At 55.7% G+C, this 23,655-nt stretch carries 24 protein-coding genes; 11 read left to right on the top strand and 13 right to left on the bottom strand.

The annotated features are described in order from the left end of the window. Positions 1 to 263 precede the first annotated feature (263 nt). Positions 264 to 1,088 (bottom strand): DUF3426 domain-containing protein, encoded by an 825-nt coding sequence (locus UF64_RS13880; protein WP_082049778.1) that lies wholly within the window; start codon positions 1,086 to 1,088, stop codon positions 264 to 266. A gap of 350 nt (positions 1,089 to 1,438) precedes the next feature. On the opposite strand from UF64_RS13880, the gene ftsE reads away from it, so the two are divergent. The 4 genes from ftsE to UF64_RS13900 all read left to right on the top strand — a co-directional run bounded on the left by ftsE (position 1,439) and on the right by UF64_RS13900 (position 4,860). Then, positions 1,439 to 2,116 carry a cell division ATP-binding protein FtsE gene (gene ftsE, locus UF64_RS13885; protein ID WP_044829285.1) on the top strand — a complete coding sequence of 226 codons (678 nt, stop codon included), beginning with the start codon at positions 1,439 to 1,441 and terminating at the stop codon, positions 2,114 to 2,116. A gap of 62 nt (positions 2,117 to 2,178) precedes the next feature. Beyond that, positions 2,179 to 3,081 carry an ABC transporter permease gene (locus UF64_RS13890; RefSeq protein ID WP_044829224.1) on the top strand — a complete coding sequence of 301 codons (903 nt, stop codon included), beginning with the start codon at positions 2,179 to 2,181 and terminating at the stop codon, positions 3,079 to 3,081. Positions 3,082 to 3,205: 124 nt separating this feature from the next. Then, a complete protein-coding gene (locus UF64_RS13895) occupies positions 3,206 to 3,946 on the top strand; it encodes a YdcF family protein (RefSeq protein WP_044829225.1) in 741 nt (246 codons plus the stop codon). Between the two features lie 83 nt (positions 3,947 to 4,029). Then, a complete protein-coding gene (locus UF64_RS13900) occupies positions 4,030 to 4,860 on the top strand; it encodes a 1-acyl-sn-glycerol-3-phosphate acyltransferase (RefSeq protein ID WP_044829226.1) in 831 nt (276 codons plus the stop codon). Between the two features lie 82 nt (positions 4,861 to 4,942). On the opposite strand, the gene UF64_RS13905 is transcribed toward UF64_RS13900, so the two are convergent. From UF64_RS13905 to UF64_RS13930, 6 genes are all read right to left on the bottom strand, one after another. Next, positions 4,943 to 5,917, bottom strand: a complete 975-nt coding sequence (locus tag UF64_RS13905; RefSeq protein WP_044829227.1) for a DMT family transporter — start codon at positions 5,915 to 5,917, stop codon at positions 4,943 to 4,945. After that, complete coding sequence (locus UF64_RS13910) at positions 5,917 to 6,477, bottom strand: gamma-glutamylcyclotransferase (protein WP_044829228.1); 561 nt, start codon at positions 6,475 to 6,477, stop codon at positions 5,917 to 5,919. Before UF64_RS13910 ends, UF64_RS13905 begins: the two co-directional genes overlap by 1 nt. Before the next feature lie 313 nt (positions 6,478 to 6,790). After that, positions 6,791 to 7,672 carry a DMT family transporter gene (locus UF64_RS13915; protein ID WP_044829229.1) on the bottom strand — a complete coding sequence of 294 codons (882 nt, stop codon included), beginning with the start codon at positions 7,670 to 7,672 and terminating at the stop codon, positions 6,791 to 6,793. Between the two features lie 80 nt (positions 7,673 to 7,752). Beyond that, the gene (locus tag UF64_RS13920; protein WP_044829230.1) at positions 7,753 to 8,718 is read right to left on the bottom strand and encodes a prephenate/arogenate dehydrogenase family protein; all 966 of its coding nucleotides are present in this window, start codon (positions 8,716 to 8,718) and stop codon (positions 7,753 to 7,755) included. Between the two features lies 1 nt (position 8,719). Continuing rightward, complete coding sequence (gene hisC, locus UF64_RS13925; RefSeq protein ID WP_044829231.1) at positions 8,720 to 9,817, bottom strand: histidinol-phosphate transaminase; 1,098 nt, start codon at positions 9,815 to 9,817, stop codon at positions 8,720 to 8,722. 51 nt (positions 9,818 to 9,868) lie between these two features. After that, positions 9,869 to 10,741, bottom strand: coding sequence for a chorismate mutase (locus UF64_RS13930; protein ID WP_235285070.1), 873 nt, complete (start codon positions 10,739 to 10,741; stop codon positions 9,869 to 9,871). Positions 10,742 to 11,216: 475 nt separating this feature from the next. On the opposite strand from UF64_RS13930, the gene UF64_RS13935 reads away from it, so the two are divergent. From UF64_RS13935 to UF64_RS13950, 4 genes are all read left to right on the top strand, one after another. Further along, the gene (locus UF64_RS13935) at positions 11,217 to 12,377 is read left to right on the top strand and encodes a homoserine O-acetyltransferase (protein WP_044829232.1); all 1,161 of its coding nucleotides are present in this window, start codon (positions 11,217 to 11,219) and stop codon (positions 12,375 to 12,377) included. 2 nt (positions 12,378 to 12,379) lie between these two features. After that, positions 12,380 to 13,027 (top strand): methionine biosynthesis protein MetW, encoded by a 648-nt coding sequence (gene metW / locus UF64_RS13940; RefSeq protein ID WP_152630695.1) that lies wholly within the window; start codon positions 12,380 to 12,382, stop codon positions 13,025 to 13,027. 140 nt (positions 13,028 to 13,167) lie between these two features. After that, on the top strand, positions 13,168 to 13,986 hold the full coding sequence (locus UF64_RS13945; RefSeq protein WP_235285071.1) for a hypothetical protein: 819 nt from the start codon (positions 13,168 to 13,170) through the stop codon (positions 13,984 to 13,986). Positions 13,987 to 14,006: 20 nt separating this feature from the next. Then, a complete protein-coding gene (locus UF64_RS13950) occupies positions 14,007 to 14,294 on the top strand; it encodes a hypothetical protein (RefSeq protein WP_044829234.1) in 288 nt (95 codons plus the stop codon). A gap of 10 nt (positions 14,295 to 14,304) precedes the next feature. On the opposite strand, the gene moaE is transcribed toward UF64_RS13950, so the two are convergent. Beyond that, positions 14,305 to 14,760, bottom strand: coding sequence for a molybdopterin synthase catalytic subunit MoaE (gene moaE, locus UF64_RS13955; protein WP_044829235.1), 456 nt, complete (start codon positions 14,758 to 14,760; stop codon positions 14,305 to 14,307). A gap of 24 nt (positions 14,761 to 14,784) precedes the next feature. After that, a complete protein-coding gene (gene pgsA, locus UF64_RS13960; RefSeq protein WP_044829236.1) occupies positions 14,785 to 15,336 on the bottom strand; it encodes a CDP-diacylglycerol--glycerol-3-phosphate 3-phosphatidyltransferase in 552 nt (183 codons plus the stop codon). Positions 15,337 to 15,587: 251 nt separating this feature from the next. Here pgsA and UF64_RS13965 point away from each other — a divergent pair, with 251 nt between their 5' ends. Further along, positions 15,588 to 15,821, top strand: a complete 234-nt coding sequence (locus UF64_RS13965; protein WP_044829288.1) for a type II toxin-antitoxin system ParD family antitoxin — start codon at positions 15,588 to 15,590, stop codon at positions 15,819 to 15,821. Next, positions 15,814 to 16,104 carry a type II toxin-antitoxin system RelE/ParE family toxin gene (locus tag UF64_RS21160; protein WP_082049782.1) on the top strand — a complete coding sequence of 97 codons (291 nt, stop codon included), beginning with the start codon at positions 15,814 to 15,816 and terminating at the stop codon, positions 16,102 to 16,104. The genes UF64_RS13965 and UF64_RS21160 overlap by 8 nt, the downstream gene beginning before the upstream one ends. 26 nt (positions 16,105 to 16,130) lie before the next feature. On the opposite strand, the gene uvrC is transcribed toward UF64_RS21160, so the two are convergent. From uvrC to UF64_RS13990, 4 genes are all read right to left on the bottom strand, one after another. Beyond that, positions 16,131 to 18,068: an excinuclease ABC subunit UvrC gene (uvrC, locus tag UF64_RS13970; protein ID WP_152630696.1), complete on the bottom strand. Its 1,938-nt coding sequence runs from the start codon at positions 18,066 to 18,068 to the stop codon at positions 16,131 to 16,133. A gap of 744 nt (positions 18,069 to 18,812) precedes the next feature. Next, positions 18,813 to 19,238, bottom strand: coding sequence for a dihydroneopterin aldolase (gene folB, locus UF64_RS13980; RefSeq protein ID WP_044829290.1), 426 nt, complete (start codon positions 19,236 to 19,238; stop codon positions 18,813 to 18,815). Between the two features lie 100 nt (positions 19,239 to 19,338). Continuing rightward, positions 19,339 to 20,109, bottom strand: a complete 771-nt coding sequence (locus tag UF64_RS13985) for an SDR family oxidoreductase (RefSeq protein ID WP_044829238.1) — start codon at positions 20,107 to 20,109, stop codon at positions 19,339 to 19,341. Positions 20,110 to 20,441: 332 nt separating this feature from the next. After that, the gene (locus UF64_RS13990) at positions 20,442 to 21,404 is read right to left on the bottom strand and encodes a calcium/sodium antiporter (RefSeq protein WP_044829239.1); all 963 of its coding nucleotides are present in this window, start codon (positions 21,402 to 21,404) and stop codon (positions 20,442 to 20,444) included. Between the two features lie 271 nt (positions 21,405 to 21,675). Between UF64_RS13990 and UF64_RS13995 the strand changes: the two genes are divergently transcribed. Next, positions 21,676 to 23,424 carry a cation:proton antiporter gene (locus tag UF64_RS13995; protein WP_044829240.1) on the top strand — a complete coding sequence of 583 codons (1,749 nt, stop codon included), beginning with the start codon at positions 21,676 to 21,678 and terminating at the stop codon, positions 23,422 to 23,424. Positions 23,425 to 23,655 lie beyond the last annotated feature (231 nt).

A 23,655-nucleotide genomic window follows, 5' to 3' on the forward strand; every position in this document is an offset into this window, starting at 1 on the left:
CATGGCAATGTCCTCCTTATACTCGAGCGTCAAAGCTCTTCCAGCGGTTCGACAATGCCTCCAGAGGCCGTGAGTGTTCAGCTTTTTTACGGACGTAAAAGTCCAAGGCCGCATCAACACCTCACGGGTCCGGGAGCCTGCGTATACGCAGGCTCCCAAGTGAAAAGAGGCACCAACATCATAGCAAATGTTCGTGCCTCTCAATGTATAAGGCAGCACGCACTGTGCTGCCTTTCTCATATCTCGGTTTATTCCCAGATCGCTTAAGGCTCAATTGCCTCACGCGGGTCAAGGAACGTTACCTGCAAGCGGGTTGCCGTCGGGTTCGGACGGCGGATCTTGGTTTCGACTTCCATGCTTTCGCCAACCGGCAGCATCTGCTGCTCCATCGGCATTTCCGCACCGGTCGAAACGAGTGACTCATCATAAATCAGCGGCATCTTCTTGCGCTGAACCACACGATCAAGCGGATCAAGCAGCTCGATCAGAAGGTAAGGAAGCGCACGCGGCTCTTCGCTGATATTGACGATCTCGGCCCGGACCACCAGCACATCAACCCCGTCTTCTTCTTCACGGGTCGGCGGCAATTCGCGAATATCAAGGCCTTCGCCAACATGGGGCACATCAAGGCCCACCATGTCATAGACCTTGGCAATCGGCGGCCACATCTCGATGATCTGATCCTTGGCGAAATATCCGCCCGCACCAATACCGCCAAGCAACAGCAGGAAGATGATCCAGCCAACGATACCCTTTTTCTTTTTGGGTTCCGGCTTCGGATTGTTGCGAATCAGCTGCTGGGGAATCGGGGGCGGATCAGGGATCTTGTCGGCTTCTTCAAAGCCCGGATCAACCGGCCCACCGCCCATCTGATCCGCATTGAAATCAGCACCAAGCGATCCTTCCTCGTTAAACGGGGCCGGGATATCACTTTCGGGTGCTGGTGCCGGAGCAGCCTTCTTTGCGCCGGGCGGGTCCTGATGCCAGCTATTGCCGCAGCTTTTACAGCGCACGGTTCGGCCTTTCGGGCCGATTGCTTCTGTCTTAACTGAGTATTTCTTGGAACACTCTGGGCAAGTAATGATCATTGCAAACCTGGCATATCGATGACGGCGGCATCAAACACGGGGGGAGGCAAGAAGCTGGTCGCGACTGACGGTCCCCCTGTGCCGTCAGTGAAGACTTACACTATATGTAAATAGCCGCGATTTAACAGACTGTTAAGCACAGATAACAGAAGCTGCCCGGATTTGGGTCTTAAACCTGCGCCTGACCGGGTTGCGGGTCACCCCCGAAAACACATGACAAACCGCTCTAACCGGTTATTTCATTTTCGATATTGTCATGGCAGCGGTACTTTCCAACCCTGTCCGATGATGACGAAAACCGTTATAAACTGCTATGTACCGACCGTCACGGCCCAGATGGAGCACGAATTTTGACCGACGTTGTCAGTTTCAGGGATGTCGGAGTCCGCTATGAATCCGGACCGGAAATCCTGCGCGACCTCAATTTTTCTCTGAGTCGCGGCAGTTTTCATTTCCTGACGGGGGCGTCCGGGGCGGGCAAATCGACCCTGATGCGGCTTTTATATCTGGCACTGCGCCAGACACGCGGTGAAATTTCGATTTTCGGACGCGACAATATCCGCATCCCGCGCGAAGAACTGCCCGCGATTCGCCGCAAGATCGGCGTCGTGTTTCAGGATTTCCGCCTGATCAACCATCTGACGACCTTTGAAAATGTTGCCCTGCCCCTGCGTGTGGCCGGTGTTGAGGACTTGCAGATTCGCAAAAACGTCACCGAGCTTCTTGAATGGGTGGGTCTTGGCGATCACGTCAATGCACCACCATCGCGCCTGTCTGGCGGGCAGCAACAGCGCGTGGCCATTGCGCGCGCCGTCATTGGTCGCCCGGCCCTGCTTCTGGCTGATGAGCCGACCGGCAACGTCGATGACCGAATCGCCATGCGCTTGCTTTATCTGTTTGAAGAGCTCAACAAGCTCGGCACCACCGTTCTGATCGCCACCCACAACCGCAACCTTGTGCGCCGCTTTGGCCATACCCAATGGTTGCTCGAAGGTGGTACCCTGCACGACGTCACCCATAGCGGCTAAGACAAACCTATTCGCGACTGAACTTTCCTGAACCACGGGATCAACAGGACCAACACACGATCATGGCATTTCGCGCACCACCATCGCACCTTCCTCTTGAAAGCGATTCTTCCTCGCGCTTCTTGCCGAGCATCGTCGCCCTGATGGTGGCGCTTCTGACCTTCTCGATCGTAGGCCTCGCCGCCCTGCATGACAGTGTCGGTCAATGGTCCGGTCAGATCGAAGGCAGCCTGTCGATCCAGGTCCCGCCGACCGAACTTGCCAACCGATCCCCCGCCGAACGCGAAGCCGCCCTGCAGGGGACGGTCGACAGCATCATCGAACAGGTCTCCACCCTGCCCGGCATCGCAAGGATCGAGGAACTCAGCCCCGATACCATGGCGGCCCTGCTTGAACCCTGGCTTGGCCCGGACGAGGTCGTTAGTGAACTGCCCATTCCGCGTATCATCGAAATCACGCCGGAAACCGGGTTTAACTATGATGCGCTTGAAAGCCGTCTGGGCGTGATCGCGCCCGAGGCCGTGCTCGATGATCACCGCATCTGGATCGAACGCATTGCCGATGTCGCCTTTTCCGTGGAACTGGCCCTTGCGCTTTTGATTGTCGTGCTGTTTGCCGCGACCATGCTCTCGGTCGTCTTTGCCACCCGATCGGGCCTTTCGATCCATCATCGCATCATTGAACTGCTGCATCTGATCGGTGCGCAGGATGGCTATATTGCCCGCCAATTTGGCCGCCATAACCAGCGACTTGCCTTCTTTGGCGCGCTGATCGGTCTTCTGATCGCGCTTCCGGTCTCTGCCCTCATCGGTTGGCTTGGCATGCGTGCGGGCTGGCCGGTGCCATCCCTTGTTCTAAGCCCCACCTTCATCGGCCTGATTGTCGCCATTCCCTTCATCGTTGCGATGGTGGCTGGCATCACGGCAACCCGAACCGTTCTGCGTGTCCTACACCGGATGTTGTAACCCGTTGATGGTCTTCGTATAGTCGGTTGTCACCACTTCCCTTTCGGGACCATGGCCTTGGCCCTCTTTGCCCTTTGAGGAGATCCGAATTCATGCCAGATCGCCCCTATTCAGGCACGCATCCATGAACAAGCCGCCGCTTAGTGTGCAACATCGTCGCCGTTTCCGTCGGTTTCGCTTCTTGCTTTCCGCACTGATTTTCTGCGGGCTGATCTGGGCGGCCGGGTTCATCTGGTATGTCGATTACATCCCGAAAACCGTCGACAACACCAACCAGCGCACCGATGCCATCGTGGTTCTGACCGGCGGCAGCGAACGGCTTTCCGAAGGCCGCCGTCTTCTGGTGCGTGGCCTTGCCGACAAGCTTTTCATATCGGGTGTCTATCGCGGCGTCGAAGTTGATGAGTTGCTGTCTGTTGGTAAATCCGACCCGCGCCTGATTGCCTGCTGTGTGGTTCTTGGCCATGTTGCGGAAAACACCCGGGGCAACGCGATTGAAACCGCAGTCTGGATGTATGAGGAAGGCTATAAAAGCCTGCGCATTGTCACGGCCAACTACCATATGCCGCGCTCGCTTCTGGAATTCAAAAGCCTGATGCCCGATGTCGAAATCGTCGCCCATCCGGTCTTCCCCGATAACGTCAAGATCGACAACTGGTGGCGCTTCCCGGGCAGCACCGCACTCATTGCCAGCGAATATAACAAATACGTCTTCGCCAGCCTGCGCAACACGCTGCTCAACTGGTTGCCCGATGGTGATCGGGCGGCCCTGCGCAGCCCCGGCGGCGTATTTGATGACCAGCCAGATGACGCCCCCGACCTTGATGACTATTCCGCATCAAACGTTACGGGCAAGGATGGCTGAACAATCGGCATTTTCTGATCGTCATATTGCTGTTACAAAACACCGGATATTAAGGGTCGGGACCTACGAAGGATTTTGTCTGAATGATTGCTCTGCGCGCGTTACTATTTAACGTGTTGTTTTTCGGCGGAACGGCTGTCTTGTGCATCGTTCTGCTGCCGTTAATGGTATGTGGTCGCAAGGCCAACCAGTTTGTTGGGCATGCCTGGTGTCGGCTGACCCAGCTGGCACTACGCTATTCGGTTGGCATGCGCAAACGCTTCACCGGCCTGGAAAACCTGCCAGAAGGCCCCTGCATCATTGTTGCCAAGCATCAGTCTGCGTGGGAAACCCTGACCTTCCATACGGTGGTCACCGATCCGGCCTACATCCTGAAAAAGGAACTCACCCGCATTCCGCTGGTTGGACAGTTCCTGATCCTCTCAGGTCAGATCGCGGTGGATCGATCAGCTGGCAGCCAAGCGCTTAAAGACATGATCACGGAGGCGGCAAAGGCGCTTGAGGAAAATCGTCAGGTGATCATTTTCCCCGAAGGCACCCGCACCCCACCGGGCTCCAACCGCCCGTATCACCCGGGTATTTTTGCGCTTTATAAGGCCTTCCCCGATACCAAGGTCATTCCCGTCGCGCTTAATTCCGGCATGTTCTGGGGCCGCGACAGCTTCATGAAATATGGTGGCCGGATCACCATGGAATTCCTGCCCGCCATGGAACCGGGCCTTGATCGCAAGACCTTCATGAAGGAAATCAAGAACCGCATCGATACCCGCACGCGCGAGCTCGAGGCCGAAGCACAGGCTGAATTCCAGCTGCCGATGCTGACCTCTGATGACATTGACGCAAAGCAGGAACAAGAAGACGCGCAACTCGGCGTCACCCCTGTCAAAGACACAAGCAACGACAAGGTATCGTAAACCACCTGCATACAGCGTTTCCGCAAACAAAAAGGCCCGCGACACCATCTGGTGCGCGGGCCTTTTTCATACCTCGAACGCTCTAGGGCTTAGTAACGCGAACACGCTCTGTCTTCTTGCGGGTCACAAGCCAGATGCCCGAGACGATCAGAACGATCCCCGCCAGATGATAAAGATGCAGCGCCTCACCCAGAAAGGCGATTGCAAGGCCGCTTGAACAGACCGGGATCAGATACATGAATACCCCGGCCTTGGCTGGACCAACCATCGAAACGCCCCGGTTCCAGAACATGTAACCCAGGAATGCCGGTCCCGCCCCGATATAGAAAATCTTGAGCATATCCGGCCAGACCGTATCAAGACTGGTAAAGAACGGCTTTCCATCGACCACAAGCGACCAGATATAAAGCGGGGTCAGGAAACACAAACCGATCAGGGCTGAAACAAACACCAGACTTAGCGGATGCACACCCTTGGGCGCGCGCTTGAGAAACATCGAATAGGCCGCCCACACCATGGCGGACAACATCGCCAACACATCCCCCAGAACGAAGTCCATTCTGGCAAAAACCGATGGATCGCCCTTGGCAATGATGGTTGCGGTCCCCGCCCCGGCCACCAACACGCCCAGCCATTGACCAAGCCGTGGCTTGTCTGCGGTCAGAAGGGCCGCAAACAGCAGCACCCAGATCGGTGTGGTCGCATTCAAAAGCCCGGTATTGACCGCCGTCGTGTTATAGGCCGCCAGATAAATCACCACCGAAAACAGAAACACGCCGGTAAAGCCGATCAGAAACATCGACAGTTTATGTTCGGCCATGATGCGCAGATCGCGCGCCAGATACTTGAAACAGAACGGCAGCAACAAACACAGCGCCACGATCCAGCGCCAGAATGACAGCGCTTCGAACGGCACGGTTTCATTGATCCCGCGCGCCACAACGTGGTTGGATCCCCACATCAGCGAACAGGCGACCAGCATCAGATAGGCCACCGTCATCGGCGTCTGCGATCCGGTCTGACCGGCAGCAACCGTCGTTCCGTTTGATTGGCTCATCAGATGCCTGCTCCCATATTGATCTCGCCATATTCGCGGCGGACCAGATCCATCAGATCATGCAGGGGCGGATCAACGATGCCCATTTCATCAAGATGGCTGACTGTGTTTTCGAGATATTCAAGGTTCGGCCCGACACTGCCATGTGCTGCCACGATGATCTCGACGGCTGTGCGCACAGGCAGGTTGCCCGCATATTGCTCGTGGCTTGGATCGGCGACATAGGTATGCGCGATCACCTTGCGGCCGTCGGCAAGCTCGACCTCGACATCAGCCGGGATATAGGTGTTGGTGACAAGCTCGCGCTCATCAAGATAGGCCTTCACCTTTGACCAGTTTTCCGGGGTGATGCGAAACGCGTTGCCGACACATTCCCCGCCTTCATTCAGGCCAAGAACCAGCCCCGGGTTTTCCGGTGTGCCGCGGTAATGATGGGAATAGATACAGAACGACCGGTGATAGCCGGGCAGCAGCGCACGCGCGCACTCGGCAAAATCAAAGCCGGGCCGCCACAGAAGCGAACCATATCCAAAAACCCATTTTTCGCGGGCGTCCGTCAAACTTTCCTCCGACAGCTTTGCTGCTGATTTGATTAATTGGTTTACGGGAAACAGGGTCCAAACTCATTCACATGATCGACCCGGTCTCCCGGATTTGTGCGGATATGCGGAGCAAAATCGCAGGAAGATCTACATCTTTCAAGATTTTGCGACAAAATAGCCCGTGCCAATCCGGGGGATCCGAAGGACAACTGATATGAGAGAAAACCTCTACGTCAAATCCCTTGACCGGGGATCACCTCGTTCTGCGGAATTTTCCTTGTTTTTTCTCTCATATCAGTTGCCGGGACGGTCATGTGAATGAGTTTGGACCCTATCGCTTCATGATCACCAATGCCACCCCAAGGGCGGCAATTGCAAATCCGGCAAAGCCAAGAACACCAAGTTGCTCGTCAAACAGAAGCCAGGCAAAGAACGCTGCTGTGGGCGGCACAAGATAGAACATGCTGGCCACACGGGTGGCTTCGCCCTGCTTGATCAAAACCATCAAAAGCATGATCGCCCCGATGGAAAGCACCAGCACCAGCCACGCCATCGCCAGAATGAAGTCCATGCTCCATTCAACCGTCAGCGGCTCCTTGAACAGCGCGATGATCCCGACAAAGACACTGGCGGCCACATATTGCACGACCGTGCCGCTCATAAGTTCCATACCCGTGCAGAAGCGCTTTTGATAAAGCGTGCCCGCCGTCATGCCAAACAGGGCCGCCACCGCCAATCCGATGCCAAACGGCGTAATGCCAATGCCATCGCCAATCTTGGGCAACAGAACCAATGCCACCCCAATCAGGCCAAGGATCAACCCGCCCCACTGGCGCATGGATACCCGTTCGCCCAAAAGCGATCCGACGACCGATGCTGTGACAACCGGCTGCAGACCAACGATCAGGGCCGCCAGCCCGGCCGGAAGCCCGGTATCAATCGCCCAGAACACCCCGCCAAGATAAACCCCATGCACCAACACCCCGGTGGTGCCGATATGGCCGGCCTCGCGCCAGGTTTTTGGCCATTTCGCCCCCATCAAAAAGATGACCGGGATCATCAGGATCAGGACGATGACAAAGCGAACAAACAGGAAAACGAACGGATCTGCATAGGGCAGACCAAATTTGGCGCCCACAAAGCCCGTGCTCCACAGGAACACAAAGACGAACGGCATGAACCGCGTCAGGGCGGCGTGGTTGGTGGCAGACATTTCAATCCCCTTGGACCGGACAGTGCAACATGTGGGGCTGTTGTCCGTCGGGTTATCCCGGAAAGTCGGGCATCATCATCTTATTCGGCAGGCTTCTTCTTGGCTTTTTCATCGCTTTTGCGGTCTTCACCCTCGGCCGAGAAATTGGTGAAATACTGGCCGGCATCGACAATGCCACGACGAATTTCACGGGTACGGGTAAACAGATCAAACAGCTTGTCACCCTCGCCCCAGCGAATGGCGCGCTGAAGCGCCATCAGGTCTTCCTGAAAGCGACCCAGCACTTCGAGAACCGCTTCGCGGTTGTTCAGGAACACATCGCGCCACATGGTCGGATCAGATGCAGCAATACGGGTGAAGTCACGGAAACCGGTTGCGGAAAACTTGATCACTTCCTGACGCAGCGCATCTTCAAGATCGGTGGCGGTGCCAACAATCGTGTAGGCAATCAGGTGCGGCAGGTGCGATGTAATGCCAAGGATACGGTCATGATGATCCGCATCCATGCATTCGACATGCATGCCACAGGCTTCCCAAAGCGCCTTGACCTTGGCGACCGCGTCTTCGCTTTCACCCGGAACCGGGGTCAGGATGCACCAGCGTTCTTCAAACAGTTCCGGGAAACCGGAATCCGGACCGGAATGCTCGGTCCCGGCCAGCGGGTGACCGGGCACGAAATGAACACCTTCATCAAGATGCGGCGCAATGTCGCGAATGACGGACTGTTTGACCGACCCGACGTCGGAAACAATCGCACCCTTCTTCAGCACACCGGTCAGTTGCGCGCCAATGGTTTCATTGGCACCAACCGGTGCACAGACCATGACCAGATCCGCATCACCAACCGCGTCCTTGATGTCGCAATAGGCTTCATCGGCAATACCAAGTTCAAGCACCCGGTCACGGGTCGCTTCCGAGCGCACCGCACAGGTGATTTTGTTGGCAAGGCCGTCGCGCTTGATGCGACGCGCCATGGATGAGCCGATCAGGCCCATGCCGATAAAGGCGACTGTTTCAAACAGCGGTTGGGATGCAGTATTGGTCATTTTAAGCGTTCACAAAGTCTTTGATGGCCTGAAGGCAGATTTCCATTTCTTCCTTCGTACCGATAGAGATACGAAGCATCTGCGGCAGGCCATAGGCACCGATTTTGCGCGGGATCACGCCACGGGCCATCATGAAATCATTGGCGGCATCGGCGTTCTTGCCTTCCTCCGCCGGGAATTCGACGAGAACGAAGTTGCCGTAGCTCGGATGTGCCTTAAGGCCCGCGATCGCATTGATCTCGTCGCGGAACCACGACAGCGTTTCGGCATTGTGGCGCACGCATTCATTGACGAAATCATCGTCATCAAGGGCGGCAACACCAGCTTCCTGGGTCGGCAGCGGCACGTTGAACGGGTTGCGCAAACGATGCAACACATCGGCAATCGCCGGCGGCGCATAGCACCAACCCAGACGAATACCACCAAGACCATAGATCTTGGAAAATGTACGGGTCATCACTGTGTTGTTGCCCGCTTTCACAAGCTCCTCACCCGCGGAATAATCTTCCTGACCGGTCATGAATTCGGCATAGGCCGCATCAACCACCAGAACGATGTCATCACGCAGACCATCGCGCAGGCGCTTCATTTCAGCGTCGGTAATATAGGTGCCTGTCGGGTTGTTCGGGTTGGCAACAAAGACAATCTTGGTCTTGTCGGTAACCGCGGCCAAAAGCGCGTCAACATCAGTGGTCATGTTGGTTTCTTTGGCGGTAACCGGGGTCGCACCAACGCCCATGGTCGCGATCGGATACATCAGGAACCCGTGTTCGGAATACAGAACCTCATCGCCCGGACCGGCATAGGCACGGATCAGAAGCGTCAGGATTTCATCCGACCCGTTGCCGCAGACAAGCTGATCGAACTCAAGGCCGTATTTCTCTGCCAGTTTGTGGCGCAGGATATCGCAGCCGCCATCCGGATAACGATGCAAACGGGTCGCCGAATTACGAAGCGCTTCCATGGCCTTGGGGCTCGGGCCAAGGGCACCTTCGTTTGATGACAGCTTGATCACGCGCTGAGCACTGTCAGCACTGGATTTGCCGCCTTTATAGGGGGCAATATCAAGAATTCCGGGGCGTGGGGTGGGCGCAGACATCAGGTAGTTCTCCCAAGGGAAATGGCGGCCAATCTTGGCCTGCCTAGCATATTAACTCAGTGCATCTTCGGCGATCGGCACGGCATAGGCGCCAACCACCCGCAAACTTTCGGGGCGAAGGCCCTGCGCATCCAGGGTCGCCTGAAACGCATCGGCGCGATTACAAAAGAATCCCGGCACATCAACAAGCACAAAACGCCGATCTGCGTCCGTATCATCAGAAAAGCCAAGGATTACCGATCCGTCGATGCCATCCGCAATTTTTTTGCGCACGGTATCCATCGAAATCTCTTTCGACAGGCTGACAACAAACAGAGTCCGGTCATCGCCGCTGTCTTCAAGCTCAATCGCAGCCAGCACAAAACCCTCGGTCGTCTCACCACGTCCGACAGGACGCCCGCCAAACGGCAATTTGGACACGACACGAACTGCGCTTTGCGCCGTCAGGTTGGTCCACCATGGCATGGCTTCGCCCAGTTCGGGTTTGGGGAAGACTCCGACCGCAGCCCGACCTTCCTCAAGCGCGCCAAAGGCTTCGCGCGGGGTATCGAACTCGATAATCTCGTTCAGGCAACCGAAATTCAGGCGTGCTAACTCCCAGCAATCCACCCCATCGGCATTACGGCAAAGGGCCACCGTATACGGCGCTTCAAGACGTGTTCCGGCCGCGATCATCTCGCGCCAGATCTGAATCAGGGCGGTTTTCGGGAAGGCACCTTCATGGCGGTCAACAAGGGTGCGCATGATGCGGGCTTCACGTGCCGGGCGATAAGGCACCTTGACCTTGCCACCCGCTGCGATCACACGGTCCTTATAGGCCCCGACAGCCTGCACAACCTTGGTCCGGCGAATGATCAGCGACTGCAGCGCCTGATCGATTTCATCGATCTCTCCGCGCAGCTCATCCAGGTCAAGATTTGCCAAATTTTTATCGTTCAGAGCACCTTCCATCAAGTCGGCTCCATTCTGTTTGTTTTTGGCGTGCGGTTTGGCAAGGAACAGCTCGCAGGTCGATGCGGCGCATCGTCCAAGGGGTGTGACGTAGCGAAACCCCGCCAAAAGCAAACCCTGCGGGCCGGGACAGCATTCCGCCCGGCTGCGTCGAAGCACTTGCCCGTAGCTCCGCTACGCCCTGCACGCATCTTCTTGCCAGACAAAATGCTGTCCTCGGCAGAATGTAGTCGACTTGATGCAAGGTGCTCTAACGCCATAATCTACTCTTCTTTTGAACGGCGCACAGTATTAGGACAGGGCCGCAGAAATGCAAAGAAAAGATTGACTAACCCCGGCTCTGCTTCATAGCTAGGGTTAAGGAATTTCCACCAAACCCGACTTCGCGTCGCTCGCGAAAAGCCGGTTTGAGCGAGAAACCATCAAAAAACCAAGGAAACCGCCATTCATGTCCACCGCGACCAACACAGAAAAGCGCCCCCCGCTTCCAGGCCACCATATGGTGCTCGGCGAAACGGAAAAGCTGCGCCTTGATAGCGGTGTGGAATTCGGTCCCTTCACCCTTGCCTATCAGACCTACGGCGAACTGAACGCGGATAAATCAAACGCGATTCTTGTCTGCCATGCCCTGACGGGTGATCAGTATGTTGCCGATGAAGTCCATCCGATCACCGGCAAGGAAGGCTGGTGGTCCGAGATTGTCGGGCCCGGCAAGATCATTGATACCGACAAGTATTTCGTGATCTGCAGCAACGTCATTGGCGGCTGCCTTGGCAGCAGCGGCCCCAAGGAAATCAATCCGGAAACCGGCAAGCCATGGGGTCTTGATTTCCCGGTCATCACCATTGCCGATATGGTGCGCGCCCAAACCATGCTGATTGATGCGCTTGGCATCGACATGCTGTTTGCCGTCATTGGCGGGTCGATGGGCGGCATGCAGGTTCTCGAATGGTGCAAAAGCTATCCGGAGCGCGTCTATGCCGCTGCCCCGATTGCGACCTCGTTCCGCCATTCGGCCCAAAACATCGCCTTCCACGAAGTCGGGCGTCAGGCCGTCATGGCCGATCCGGACTGGTGCGGGGGCAATTACCTGCTGGAAGGCAAGAAACCGTCGCGTGGCCTAGCTGTTGCGCGCATGACCGCGCACATTACCTATTTGTCGCAGCCGGCCCTTCATCGCAAATTCGGCCGCAAGCTGCAAAACCGGGGTGCGATCACCTATAGCTTCGATCAGGATTTCCAGGTCGAAAGCTATCTGCGCCATCAGGGCAAAAGCTTCGTCGACCGGTTTGATGCCAACAGCTATCTCTATATCACGCGTGCGATGGATTATTTCGATCTGTCGCTTGAATATGACGGGCGGCTGGCCGAGGCGTTTCAGGGCTGCAAGACTAGGTTCTGTGTCGTGTCGTTTTCCAGTGACTGGTGCTTTACCACCGCCGAAAGCCGCATCGTTGCCCATGCGCTCAATGCCGCATCGTGCAATGTCAGCTGTGTCGAGATCGAAAGTGACAAGGGCCATGACGCGTTCCTGCTTGATGAACCGGATTTCCACATGGTTCTGAGTGGCTTCATCGAAGGTGCCGCCGAAGGCCGGGGGCTGAGATAATCATGAATGAGACTGCTTCAAACAGTGCAGCCAATCTGGCGCATAGTGATCGTATCCGTGTCGACCTGCAGCTGATCGCCGACATGATCGAACCGGGCACGCGCGTGCTTGATATCGGGTGCGGCGACGGCGAACTTCTGGGCTATCTCACCCGCACCAAAAAGGTTGATGGCCGCGGGCTTGAGCTGTCCAACGAAGGTGTGCGCAACTGTGTCGCGCAAGGTTTGCCGGTGATGCAGGGCGATGCCGATCGCGATCTGGCAGATTATCCTGACGGCGCATTTGACTACGCCATCCTCAGCCAGACTTTGCAGGCGACCCAGCGCCCGAAAGAGGTGCTGTCGGAGTTGCTGCGTATTGGCAACAAGGCGATTGTGTCCTTCCCGAATTTCGGACATTGGCGCGCGCGGCTTGATCTGATGTTCAAGGGCCGTATGCCGCAGAACCCCAACCTTCCGATCATGTGGTACGAGACGCCAAACATCCATTTCTGCACGGTTTTGGACTTTGTTGAGCTGTGCAAGGAAATGAATCTGACCATCGAGCGATCGATGGTTTTGAATGAGGCCGGATCGAAGCTTAGCCTTGGTAGCCAGACCCGGTTTTCCAACTTTTTGGGCAACCAGGCACTCTTCATGTTAAGCAAATAATCAGATCGATTATTCGTTTTCATCAAACAATCAGCCCGCACAGATCACAAACTGATCCCGCCCCCGTCTGAAACCTGATGCCCGATCGGGCAAAATCATCAGACGGGGGCGATATGACCTTTTCAATCCTCATACAATTTATGCGTCGCAGTTTTCTGATCGGCGCGATCACCCTGCTTGCAGCCTGCAGCCAGAAGGCCGAGACGCTGAAACTTTCGGTCACCCAATTCGGCAGCGCGACCGAGCAGGCGTTCGATCATTATGATGCGGCCTATAGCACCCAGTTCGCACCCTTCCCGAAATCCGACAGCGCAAAGCAACGCGCATTCGTTGCCAATATCGAAGCCTTCACCGGCAAGGTCACGGCGGCCAATATCGATACCCTGCTTGATCCCGATGCGGTGAAGATTGACCCCGATGTCGCGCGGCAATGGCAGGACACGCTTAAAGACCTGCGTAGCCAGTATCAGCAGTTCGTTGCGATCTTTGACAATATCGAGGCCGGATCGGCACTGGGCGCATCGGCGGTGACGCAATCGGGCCCGATCCTTGAAAAACTGCGCAAGCAACTAGCCACCATCAGCACGGATTTCGCAAAGACCCCGCCGCAATTTGTCACCCGGCGCGGCACCCTGATTGCCGAGCTTAATCAGATCAAAACCCAGGAGCACAACAACCCCGAGGCCGAGAAGCTTCTGGTGCAGGCCTGGTGGCAGCGCTGGAACGACCTGATTGCTGATGAAAGTGCGATGCAGGCCGATACCCTGCGGGCCTTTGTCACCGCCTTGGCACTGGGCAATAAGTTGCAGGGCCAGATCGACAACTATGCCAAGCTTGATATGGTATCATTAATCGCAGCGGTTGAAGACGGCATCAAACTTGCCGATCAGATCGGCAAGCTGAGCCCGGCGGAACTTGCGACACAGGGCACGGCCCTGCTTGAAACCGCCACCAACTAGATATCAGGGAGACCATCATCATGACGCAAACACTCGGACAGCTGATCGCCGATGCGCAGCAAGCCTACGCTGATGCCGCCGCGACCTATCAGAACGCGACGATTGACCAGAAACTGAAGTCCAAACCGGAGCTGGATAAGGCCGCAAGTCTGCTTACATCGCTTCAGGCCAAGCAGCTTGATAATGCCAAACAGGTTGATGATGCGGATGTCGCGGAAATGGCGAAACTGCGCCAGCAGGTCAATGATGCCGCAGCCCTGCAGCAGGGGCTTGCGAAACTGGTCTCGATCCTGGTGAAGTTCGTCTGACCGGACGCCGTTATTTCCAACGGTCGGCATCGGCATCATCAGATGCCTTTGCCGCGACCCACTTGTCGCCACCGTCCGGGGTTTCTTCGCGTTTCCAGAACGGCGCGCGGGTCTTGAGGAAATCCATGATGAAGTCGCAGGCCTCAAACGCCGCACGGCGATGGGCGGAAAGAACAATCACCAGAACGATGCGTTCGCCGGGCAACATACGGCCAAAGCGATGAACGATGCGGATGTCATCGAGCGGCCAGCGGGTGGCGGCCTCATCGGCGATCTTTTCCAGTTCGCGTTCGGTCATGCCCGGATAGTGATCAAGCGTCAGGGCCGAAACATTTTCCCCACCGTGAATATCACGCACCAGACCAACAAAACTGACCGCAGCCCCGATATCGGTGCGCCCATCAGTCAGGGCCGACAGTTCGGCACCCGGGTCAAAATCATGTTGCTGAACAGAAACGCGTGCCATCACAGCTGTCCCCGGTTGCAATAATTAGTCGAGATGTTTCAGGCCGGTGCGCAGATAAATATAGCCGGTCTGAACCGTAACGATCCCGGCAATCCACAGCAGGATATCACCAATCAGGATCGAGGGGATCAGATCGGGCGAGGCATCGCCAACCAGAAGGAAACCAATGGCCAAAATCTGTGCCGTGGTTTTCCATTTGGCAAGAACCGTGACCGGCAGCGGCACCTTGAGTTCGGCCAGATGTTCGCGCAGGCCGGAGACCATGATTTCGCGGCACATGATCACCACGGCCGGAAGGACGGCAAGACCGGCGATGCGTTCAAAGGACACCATCATCATCAGGGCCGCAGCAACCAGCAGCTTGTCGGCAATCGGATCAAGGAAGCGCCCGAGTGGGGAAACCACATTCATCGAGCGCGCCAGATAACCGTCAAAGAAGTCCGTCACACCGGCAAAGGCAAACAGGGCAAAGCCGATCCAGTTCCCGATGGGGCCATCAATGTAAAACGATGCGACCAGTGCCGGGATCACGATGATGCGCGACAAAGTCAGCAGATTGGGAATCTGGTTCTTCATAAACGGGGCCTGTTTGACGGAATTTGCGGCGATGACGTCACGGGTCTAGTCATGGCATGGGGCATGACCACCCAAAGCCGCGCAATTATTAAAGGCTTGGTCCCTTGATCACAAGGGCTGTGTTCATTTGCCATAAAACAACAGCATAAGCGATGGCGAGATCGGAAGTCTGCGTTGCTCAGGATGATCGACCGTAGACGAATTTGGCAATATTTGGCATAATTTGCCAAAGACTGACAATGGAGGTTTTCATGGCAACAATGAATGTATCCCTGCCCGATCTGATGCGCGAATGGGTCGAAAGCCAGATTGAACAGGGCGAATACGCAAGTTCAAGCGACTATATTCGCGATTTGATCCGGCAGGACCAACGCAGACAAAAATTGCTGAAGGCGGCGCTTAATGAGGGGCTTGGCAGCGGTCGCAGCCCCCGCACGGCAGAAGACATTTTGCAGGAGACCCGCAAGAAGCTGACGGATGGCTAACTACATCCTTTCGCGAAAGGCGGACGAGGATCTTGAGGGGATATATAGATATTCCCACGAAACATTTGGCGCACAACAGGCCACTGACTATTTTCTGTCTTTACGCGACTGCCTGCACACCCTTGCCCATTCGCCACACATAGGGCGGGATGTCGGTTTTCTGCATCCCGGCATGTGTTGCCACCATCACAACCGTCATATGATTTATTACCTCATTGAAGGTAATGACATCTTCGTTGTTCGTGTCCTGCATGACTCGATGGATGAACAACGGCATATCTAGAGTCAGGACCTAGGGAAAAGAGAGGATCACTTTCCTTCGTGGAAATGATCATAAATCTTTCGGGCGAGCGCGGCACTGATGCCATCGACGGCCTCCAAGTCGGCAAGCCCCGCATCAGCAACCCCACGGGCCGAACCGAAATGATGCAAAAGTGCCTTTTTGCGCGCACCGCCGACACCCGGCACCGAATCCAGAACACTTTTGCCGATCTGCTTGGCGCGTTTGGCGCGGTGGGTGCCGATCGCCCACCGGTGGGCTTCGTCCCGCAGACGCTGAATGAAGTACAGCACCGGGTCCTTCATATCGAGACGCACTGGCGCCTTGCCGGGGATGTGCAGGACTTCCTTGCCAGCATTACGATCAACACCCTTGGCAACACCGACCAGCATGACGTCTTCGATCCCGAGATCTTCGAGGACCGAGCGCGCCACGCCGAGCTGGCCCAAACCGCCGTCAATCAGGCACAGGTCCGGCCAAGTGCCGTTTTCGCGGTCCGGGTCCTCTTTTTGGGCGCGGGCAAAACGACGGGTCAGGACTTCGCGCATCATGGCAAAGTCATCACCCGGTGCGATATCGCCCTTGATGTTGAATTTGCGATAGGCGTTTTTCATGAAGCCTTCGGGTCCTGCGACAATCATGCCGCCAACCATGTTGGTCCCCTGGGTGTGGGAGTTATCGTAAACCTCGATCCGTTCAGGTGTGCTTTCGAGATCAAGCTTGTCGGCCAAGTCTTCAAGCAGTTTGCGCTGTGTGGCACTTTCGGCCAGACGGCGTCCGAGCGCATCCTTGGCATTGGTCAGGGCATGTTCGACCAGCTTGCGCTTGCCGCCACGCTTGGGCACCAGCAATTCGATCTTGCGGTCGTTATTAACGCCAAGGGCGGTTTCAACCAGTTCGTGACCTTCGATTTCGTGCGACAGGAATATCTGCTTTGGCGCGGGTTTGTCGGCATAGAACTGCCCGACAAAGGCCGATAGGATTTCCGGGATTTCAGCCGACTGTTCATGGCGCGGGAAGTAGGACCGGTTGCCATAGTTCGAGCCTGAGCGGAAGAAGAAGACCTGCACGCAGCTTTGTCCGCCTTCCTGATGCAGGGCAATAACGTCGGCCTCTTCGACACCTTCGAGATTGATGTCCTGATGGGAGCGGATCTGGCTGAGCGCACGGATGCGGTCGCGATACATCGCGGCCTGCTCGAACTCCATCTTTTCCGATGCATCCATCATGTCAGCTTCAAGCTGCTTGAGGATTTTCTGGCTGCGCCCGGTCAGGAAGTCGCGGCAGATATCAACCAGCTCGTCATATTCCGGCTTGGAAATCCGATCGACACAAGGGGCCGCACAGCGTTTGATTTGATAAAGCAAACACGGGCGCGAGCGGTTGGAAAACACCCCATCGGTGCAAGAGCGCAGCAAAAAGGCGCGTTGCAGATGGTTGATCGTGTTGTTAACCGCCCAGGCCGACGCAAACGGGCCAAAGCAACTGCCATCCTTGGCGCGTGCGCCACGATGTTTGACGATGCGCGGATAGTCGTGATCCTCGGTGATCAGGATATAGGGGAAGCTTTTGTCATCGCGCAGCAGGATGTTGTAGCGCGGCTTGAGCTTCTTGATCATGTTGGATTCAAGAAGAAGGGCTTCGGCCTCGGTATGGGTGGTGATGATTTCCATCCGCACCGTCTGGGCCACCATGCGGGCAATGCGGATCGGCAATTGCATGATGCGGGTATAGGACACCACGCGCTTCTTGAGGCTTTTGGCCTTGCCGACATAAAGCACACGATCCTTGTCATCGATCATGCGATAGACACCGGGCGACCCCGGCATGGTTTTCAGCGCATTTTTAATCGCCTCGACACCTCGTGCTGCCCCGCCCTCGGTCGGCTCTGCTTCCAGAGACAAACCGATTTCCCGTTTCGGGGCATCATCCCCGGCCGGGTTTTCGGGGGAAACTGGTGGCTTCATCAAGGCACTCCGCGATCAGGCAAATCTGTTGCTGTTCAATCAGGCTGCAACAGACTCTAAAAAATACATTCAAAGTTGTGACGGTCGTCACTGGCAAACACGCATTGGAACATAGCGGAAAAGACTAGGCTCAGGACCTATTAATTTGGTTTGAATGGTTCACCGGATTTGTGCGGATACGCGAAGCAAAACCGCAGCAAGATATACATCTTTCAAGGCTTTGCGACAAAGTAGCCCGTGCAAATCCGGTGAATCCGAAGGACAGAGCTTATATTTGCAAACTCCTGCGTCAAATCCCTTAAGCGGGATACCAACCCGCTTCGCAGAATTTTCCTTGGGTTTCACAAATCTAAGCTCTGCCATTCCAATCAAATTAATAGGTCCTGAGCCTAACATCGCAACTGCATCCGGGGGAATCGCCATGCCAAAAAAGATGTCCACCAAGTCTGTGGATAACTATGTGGGTAATAAGGGGGTGACTTCCTGCACCCCTTGAGAGTCTTAACGTTCTGTGAAGTGCCCATTTATTGAGCAAAACAGTTAAGCCATTGAAATAATTCAATAAAAATACTGTCAACCTGAAATCATTCGGTAATACAGTCGTAAAAATCGAATATTTTCCTTTGATTCACATTCGCCAGATGCTTGTGAATAAGCGCAATTACGATTCGGCCCAGAGGAATCATAGAGTCCCTTGGATTGCCGGTCTGAAAAAGTAAATTTTTTCGGGATCGTTAACGGTGATCAGCGCGCGATATTGTGGCGTTCGATTTCAACACCGACCGCCGTGACGTCTTCAAAAACGTCGAGCTTTTCAACTCTGACGATCACCTTGCGCACGCGCGGATCGGCAAGGCACATATCGGCGAGTTTTTCCCCAAGGGTTTCCACAAGGTTGGTGTGACCGTCCTGACAAATGCGACGGGTGCCGACAACCAAATCCTCGTAGCTGAGCACGGTGGTGATGTCGTCATTTTGAACACCGTCGCCTTCGAGCACTTCGAGATCGAGATTGATCCGTACACGCTGCGGGGCTTCTTTTTCGTGTTCGTAAACACCGATAGAGGTGTGAATGATCATGTCACGCACGAAGACACGGCGCAGACTGCCAGCCAGATCGGCAAATGGCAGTGCGGTAATTTTGGCGTCCTTTTTAAGGCCTGCGGTCATATTCCGGTCTTCCCTGTGCTGCTTTCTTGCGTGGCCACTCAGATCACCACGCATATCCGGCCCGATGTTTGGCAGTGATTTTTCCCATCACCGCCGGGCATCATTCGTTGGGCGCATCATCTTCGCCACTGGGCGCCCAATCGAGGTGCTGCCCGCCGTCAAGGGCTAACATTTGCCCGGTGATGGCCGGTGCGGCAAGGAAAAATCGAACCGCGTCGCAAATCTCTTGCGGGTTTGTCCCTATTTTCAGGGGTGTTTTGGCGCATTGTGCGTCGAAAACTTCCTGTGTTTGTCGGCTACTAGGCAGTGCCGGGCCCGGCCCGATGGCATTGACCCGAATTTTGGGCGCCAAAGCCAGTGCCAGGGTCTGCGTCAGGGTCCAAAGCCCCGCCTTTGACAATGTATAGGTCATGAAATGCGGGGTGAGATTCCAAACCCGCTGATCAATCAGGTTAATGATCGCGCCCTTGCAGTCATCCGGCAGGTGTTTGGCAAATTCCTGTGACAGGACAAAGGGTGCGCGCAGATTGGTTTCCATGTGCAGATCCCAGCTTTCGCGGGTCGCAGTCTTCACATCATCATATTCAAAGGTCGAGGCGTTATTGATCAGAACCCCGATCGGACCCAGCTGATCCTTGGCATCGGCCAGCAGACGATGGGTGTCGTCTTCGTTTGCGAGATCAGCGGACACAACACAGGCGCGGCGGCCAAGATCGCGAACCTCGGCAGCAAGGGTTTCGGCGTCGTTGCGGGAATTGTTGCAATGAAGGGCGATGTCATAGCCGTTGCTAGCAAGATCAAGGGTAACCGCCCGACCGATGCGCTTTGCAGCACCGGTGATCAAAACCGACTTTGGAGACTGACCTGTCATTGCTGCCGCGATCCTTGTCATGTGGCCCCGACCTACAAATGAACGACCGGAACCTGATTGAATTGATTAAAGCATGTTGCATTTAATCTGCTCCATTTTGTTTGTTTTTGGCGTGTCGTTTGGCAAGGCACAGCGTGCAGAGCGATGCGGCGCATCGATCAAACGGTGTAACGCCGCGAAACCTCGCCAAAAACAAACCCTTCGGGCCGGGACAACCTTCTGCCCCGCAGCGTCAAGCTCCTTGCACGTAGCCCCGCTACGTACTGCGGTCCTTTCCTCGCCGGACAGAAGGTTCTCTCCGGCAAAATGGGGCAGATTAGATGCAATATGCTTTATGCTACGACAAGTTGGAAGACATAGACCAGATAGGCAATCACGAATGCCACGCCGGTGATGCGCGAAATCTTGCGCAGAGCATAGGCAACCCCAAGCAAGGCAACCGTTACAGCCAGCATGATCCAGATATCGGAATTCATGATCTGCTCGGGAACCGGGATGGGGGCGATCAGCGAAACACCACCAATGATCACCAGCAGGTTCAAAAGGTTCGAGCCAACCACGTTGCCAAGTGCAACGTCGGAATGCCCACGGAAGGCGGCAACAACCGATGCGGCCAGTTCCGGAAGCGACGTACCAAATGCCACAAGGGTCAGGCCAATGACGGCTTCGGACACACCAAACTGACGGGCAACGGACACCCCGCCTTCGACCAGCCATTCCGCACCAAACATCAGGGCAACAATCCCGATCACGGTCGCGATGAGCGGCTTGGTCCAGCCTTTGGGCTTTTCACCGACTTCATCAACTTCTTCTTCGTGAAGGTGGCTGGCGTCACTTGGTGCGTTCTTGTCATGCTTATAGGTAAAGTACCAGATCGCTGCCAACACACAGAGCATGATCGCCCCGGCCCAGCGTTCGATCACACCGAACATGCAAAAACCGATAAACAGTAAAGTACCCAGCAACATGGTGCCGCCGTCACGCACCACGGTGACGCGCGATGCAGCGACGGGTTTCAGCAGCGCAACGGCGCCCAGGATCAGCAGGATATTGGCAATGTTGGAGCCAACCACGTTACCCATCGCGATATCGGCCGTGCCTTTCAGCGATGCGTTCAGCGAGACGACAAATTCCGGGGCGGAGGTGCCGGCGGCAACAATCGTCAGACCAACGATAACCTTGGAAACACCGAGCAAAAGTGCGAGACCAACAGCCCCCCTTACAATGAATTCACCACCTGCTGTCAGGAGAACAAGACCTGCGATGATCTGAATATAGGGGATAAGCTGTTCCAAAATATTTGCTCGTTTCAAAAGCGATTAAACCGGCCTTTTGTCAGGCCCGCGGAAGATGGCATTTGGCAGCGCGAATGGCAAGTCATCAGGATGTGACATTCTGCGCACCCAGCGCGTGCCACACGACAAAGCGCGACAAAATGACGTGCGAAGACAGAGCTGTGAATTTTGCAAATGCGTCAAATTTACCCACGACTGGCAGGGTTATTTTCGTTATCCTTGTAATCTCGTTATTTTCAGACATTTACCGCCTTCCGGATCGATTTTCGCCATGCATCACAGCGTTCTGTTCGAGCTGTTTCTTATTCTGACTGCCGCAATCATTGCGGTGCCGATTGCGCACAAGCTGCGTGCGAATTCGATCATCGGCTTTCTGATTGGCGGGTTCTTTATCGGTCCTTTCGGCTTTGGCCTGATTTCCGAGCGTGAAGACATCTCGACCGTGGCCGAGCTTGGCGTTGTTTTCCTGCTCTTCATGATCGGGTTGGAGCTTTCGCGTGATCGTCTGCGCGTGATTGGCGGACGGTTTGCCGGTCTGGGTCTTTTGCAAATTCTGGTGTCGATGGCGGCCCTTTTGGGGCTTCTGGTGGCGATGGAATTTGCCCTGCCGACAGCCCTTGTGATTGCCGGTGCGCTTGCGCTTTCATCGACCGCGATTATCCTCAAGCAGCTTTCCGATGACCGGCAGCTTAATACCCGGTTTGGCCGTGCGGCCCTTGCCATCCTGTTGTTGCAGGATGTGGCGGTTGGCCCGTTCCTGATTATGGTGCAGGCGGCGGGCGATGCCGGAACCGAAACCAGCCCGTGGATGAGCATCCTGCTTGGTTTTGGCTCGGTCGCGTTGTTATTGCTTGTCGGGCGTTATGTGCTGCCGCGTCTGTTTCGCTATATCGCGTCACTTAAAAACCCGGAACTGTTTGCCATCGGCACGTTGTTCGTGGTGTTGGCCGCCAGTACCCTTACCGAGGTTTCCGGTCTTTCGATGGCACTGGGGGCCTTCATTGCCGGTGTGATGCTGGCCGAGACCGAGTTCCGCCATCAGATCGAAGCCGACATTTCGCCGTTCCGGGGTGTTTTCCTGTCGCTGTTCTTTATGTCGGTGGGCATGTCGGTCGATGCGGACGTGGTTTATAACGAGTTCGGCAGCATCGTCATGTGGCTGGTCTTGTTGCTGGCGATCAAGACGGCCGTTCTGTTCGGGCTGGCGCGCGCCATGCGGTTTGAAACCGGCCTTGCCATCCGGGTCGGCATGAGTTTGGCCGCTGGCGGTGAATTTGCCTTTGTGATGTTTGCCCTGGCCGCCCAGAACGGTGCCGTGCCGCTTGATGTTGCGGCGATGCTGATCCCGGTGGTGGCGATTTCGATGGCGCTGACCCCGACCCTGATCAGTCTTGGTCACAAGATCGAGGAAAAGCTTCATCCCAAGGAAGAAGATCAGCTTGGCAAGATTGCCGAGGAATCCGAGGGCATTCACCAGCATGTTCTGGTGATCGGCAGCGGCCGCGTTGGCCGGGTTTTGGCCCGGTTGCTCAAGACCCGGAACATTCCGTTCCTCGTACTTGATAGTGACGCGCAGCAAGTCTCGCGCGGTCGGGCAGAAGGCCTGCCGGTTTACTTTGCCGACGGGTCACGCCCGGAAACTTTCCGGGCGGCACATACAGATGAAGCAAGAATTGCGGTTGTTGCCATGGGGAACCCGCATGCGACCGAAAAGACGGTTGCGCTTTTAAGGCAGCATTATCCGCATCTGAAGATCTTTGCCCGTGCGCAGGACATCACCCATATCGGGCCGTTGTCCCGCCATGGCGCAGATGCCGCCATCCCGGAAGTGCTTGAAACCGGGTTGCGGTTGTCTGATCACGTTCTGGCAGCCTGTGATGTGCCGCAGGAAGATATTGATGCGGAAATCGCCAAGTTCCGCCGGGCCGATATGCTTTTGATGAACGAGCTGGCGCCGCGTATGCAGCGCAAACCAAGCAATCCAGACAGTTCGGACAAGCCGGCAGAGGAAAAATCCTGAGCCCGACCGCCAAGCCGTTACGGCCTCGGGTCCAAACTCATTCACATGACCGCCCCGGCAACTGATCTGAGAGAAAAAGTAAGGAAAAGTCCGCAGAGCGGGGTGATCCCCGGTCAAGGGATTTGACGCAGAGGCTTTCTCTCAGATCAGCTGTCCTTCGGATCACCCGGATTTGCACGGGCTATTTTGCCGCAAAATCTTGAAAGATATAGATCTTCCTGCGATTTAGCT

The sequence above is a fragment of the Thalassospira sp. HJ genome (assembly GCF_000948415.1).
Classification (GTDB): Bacteria; Pseudomonadota; Alphaproteobacteria; order Rhodospirillales; family Thalassospiraceae; genus Thalassospira.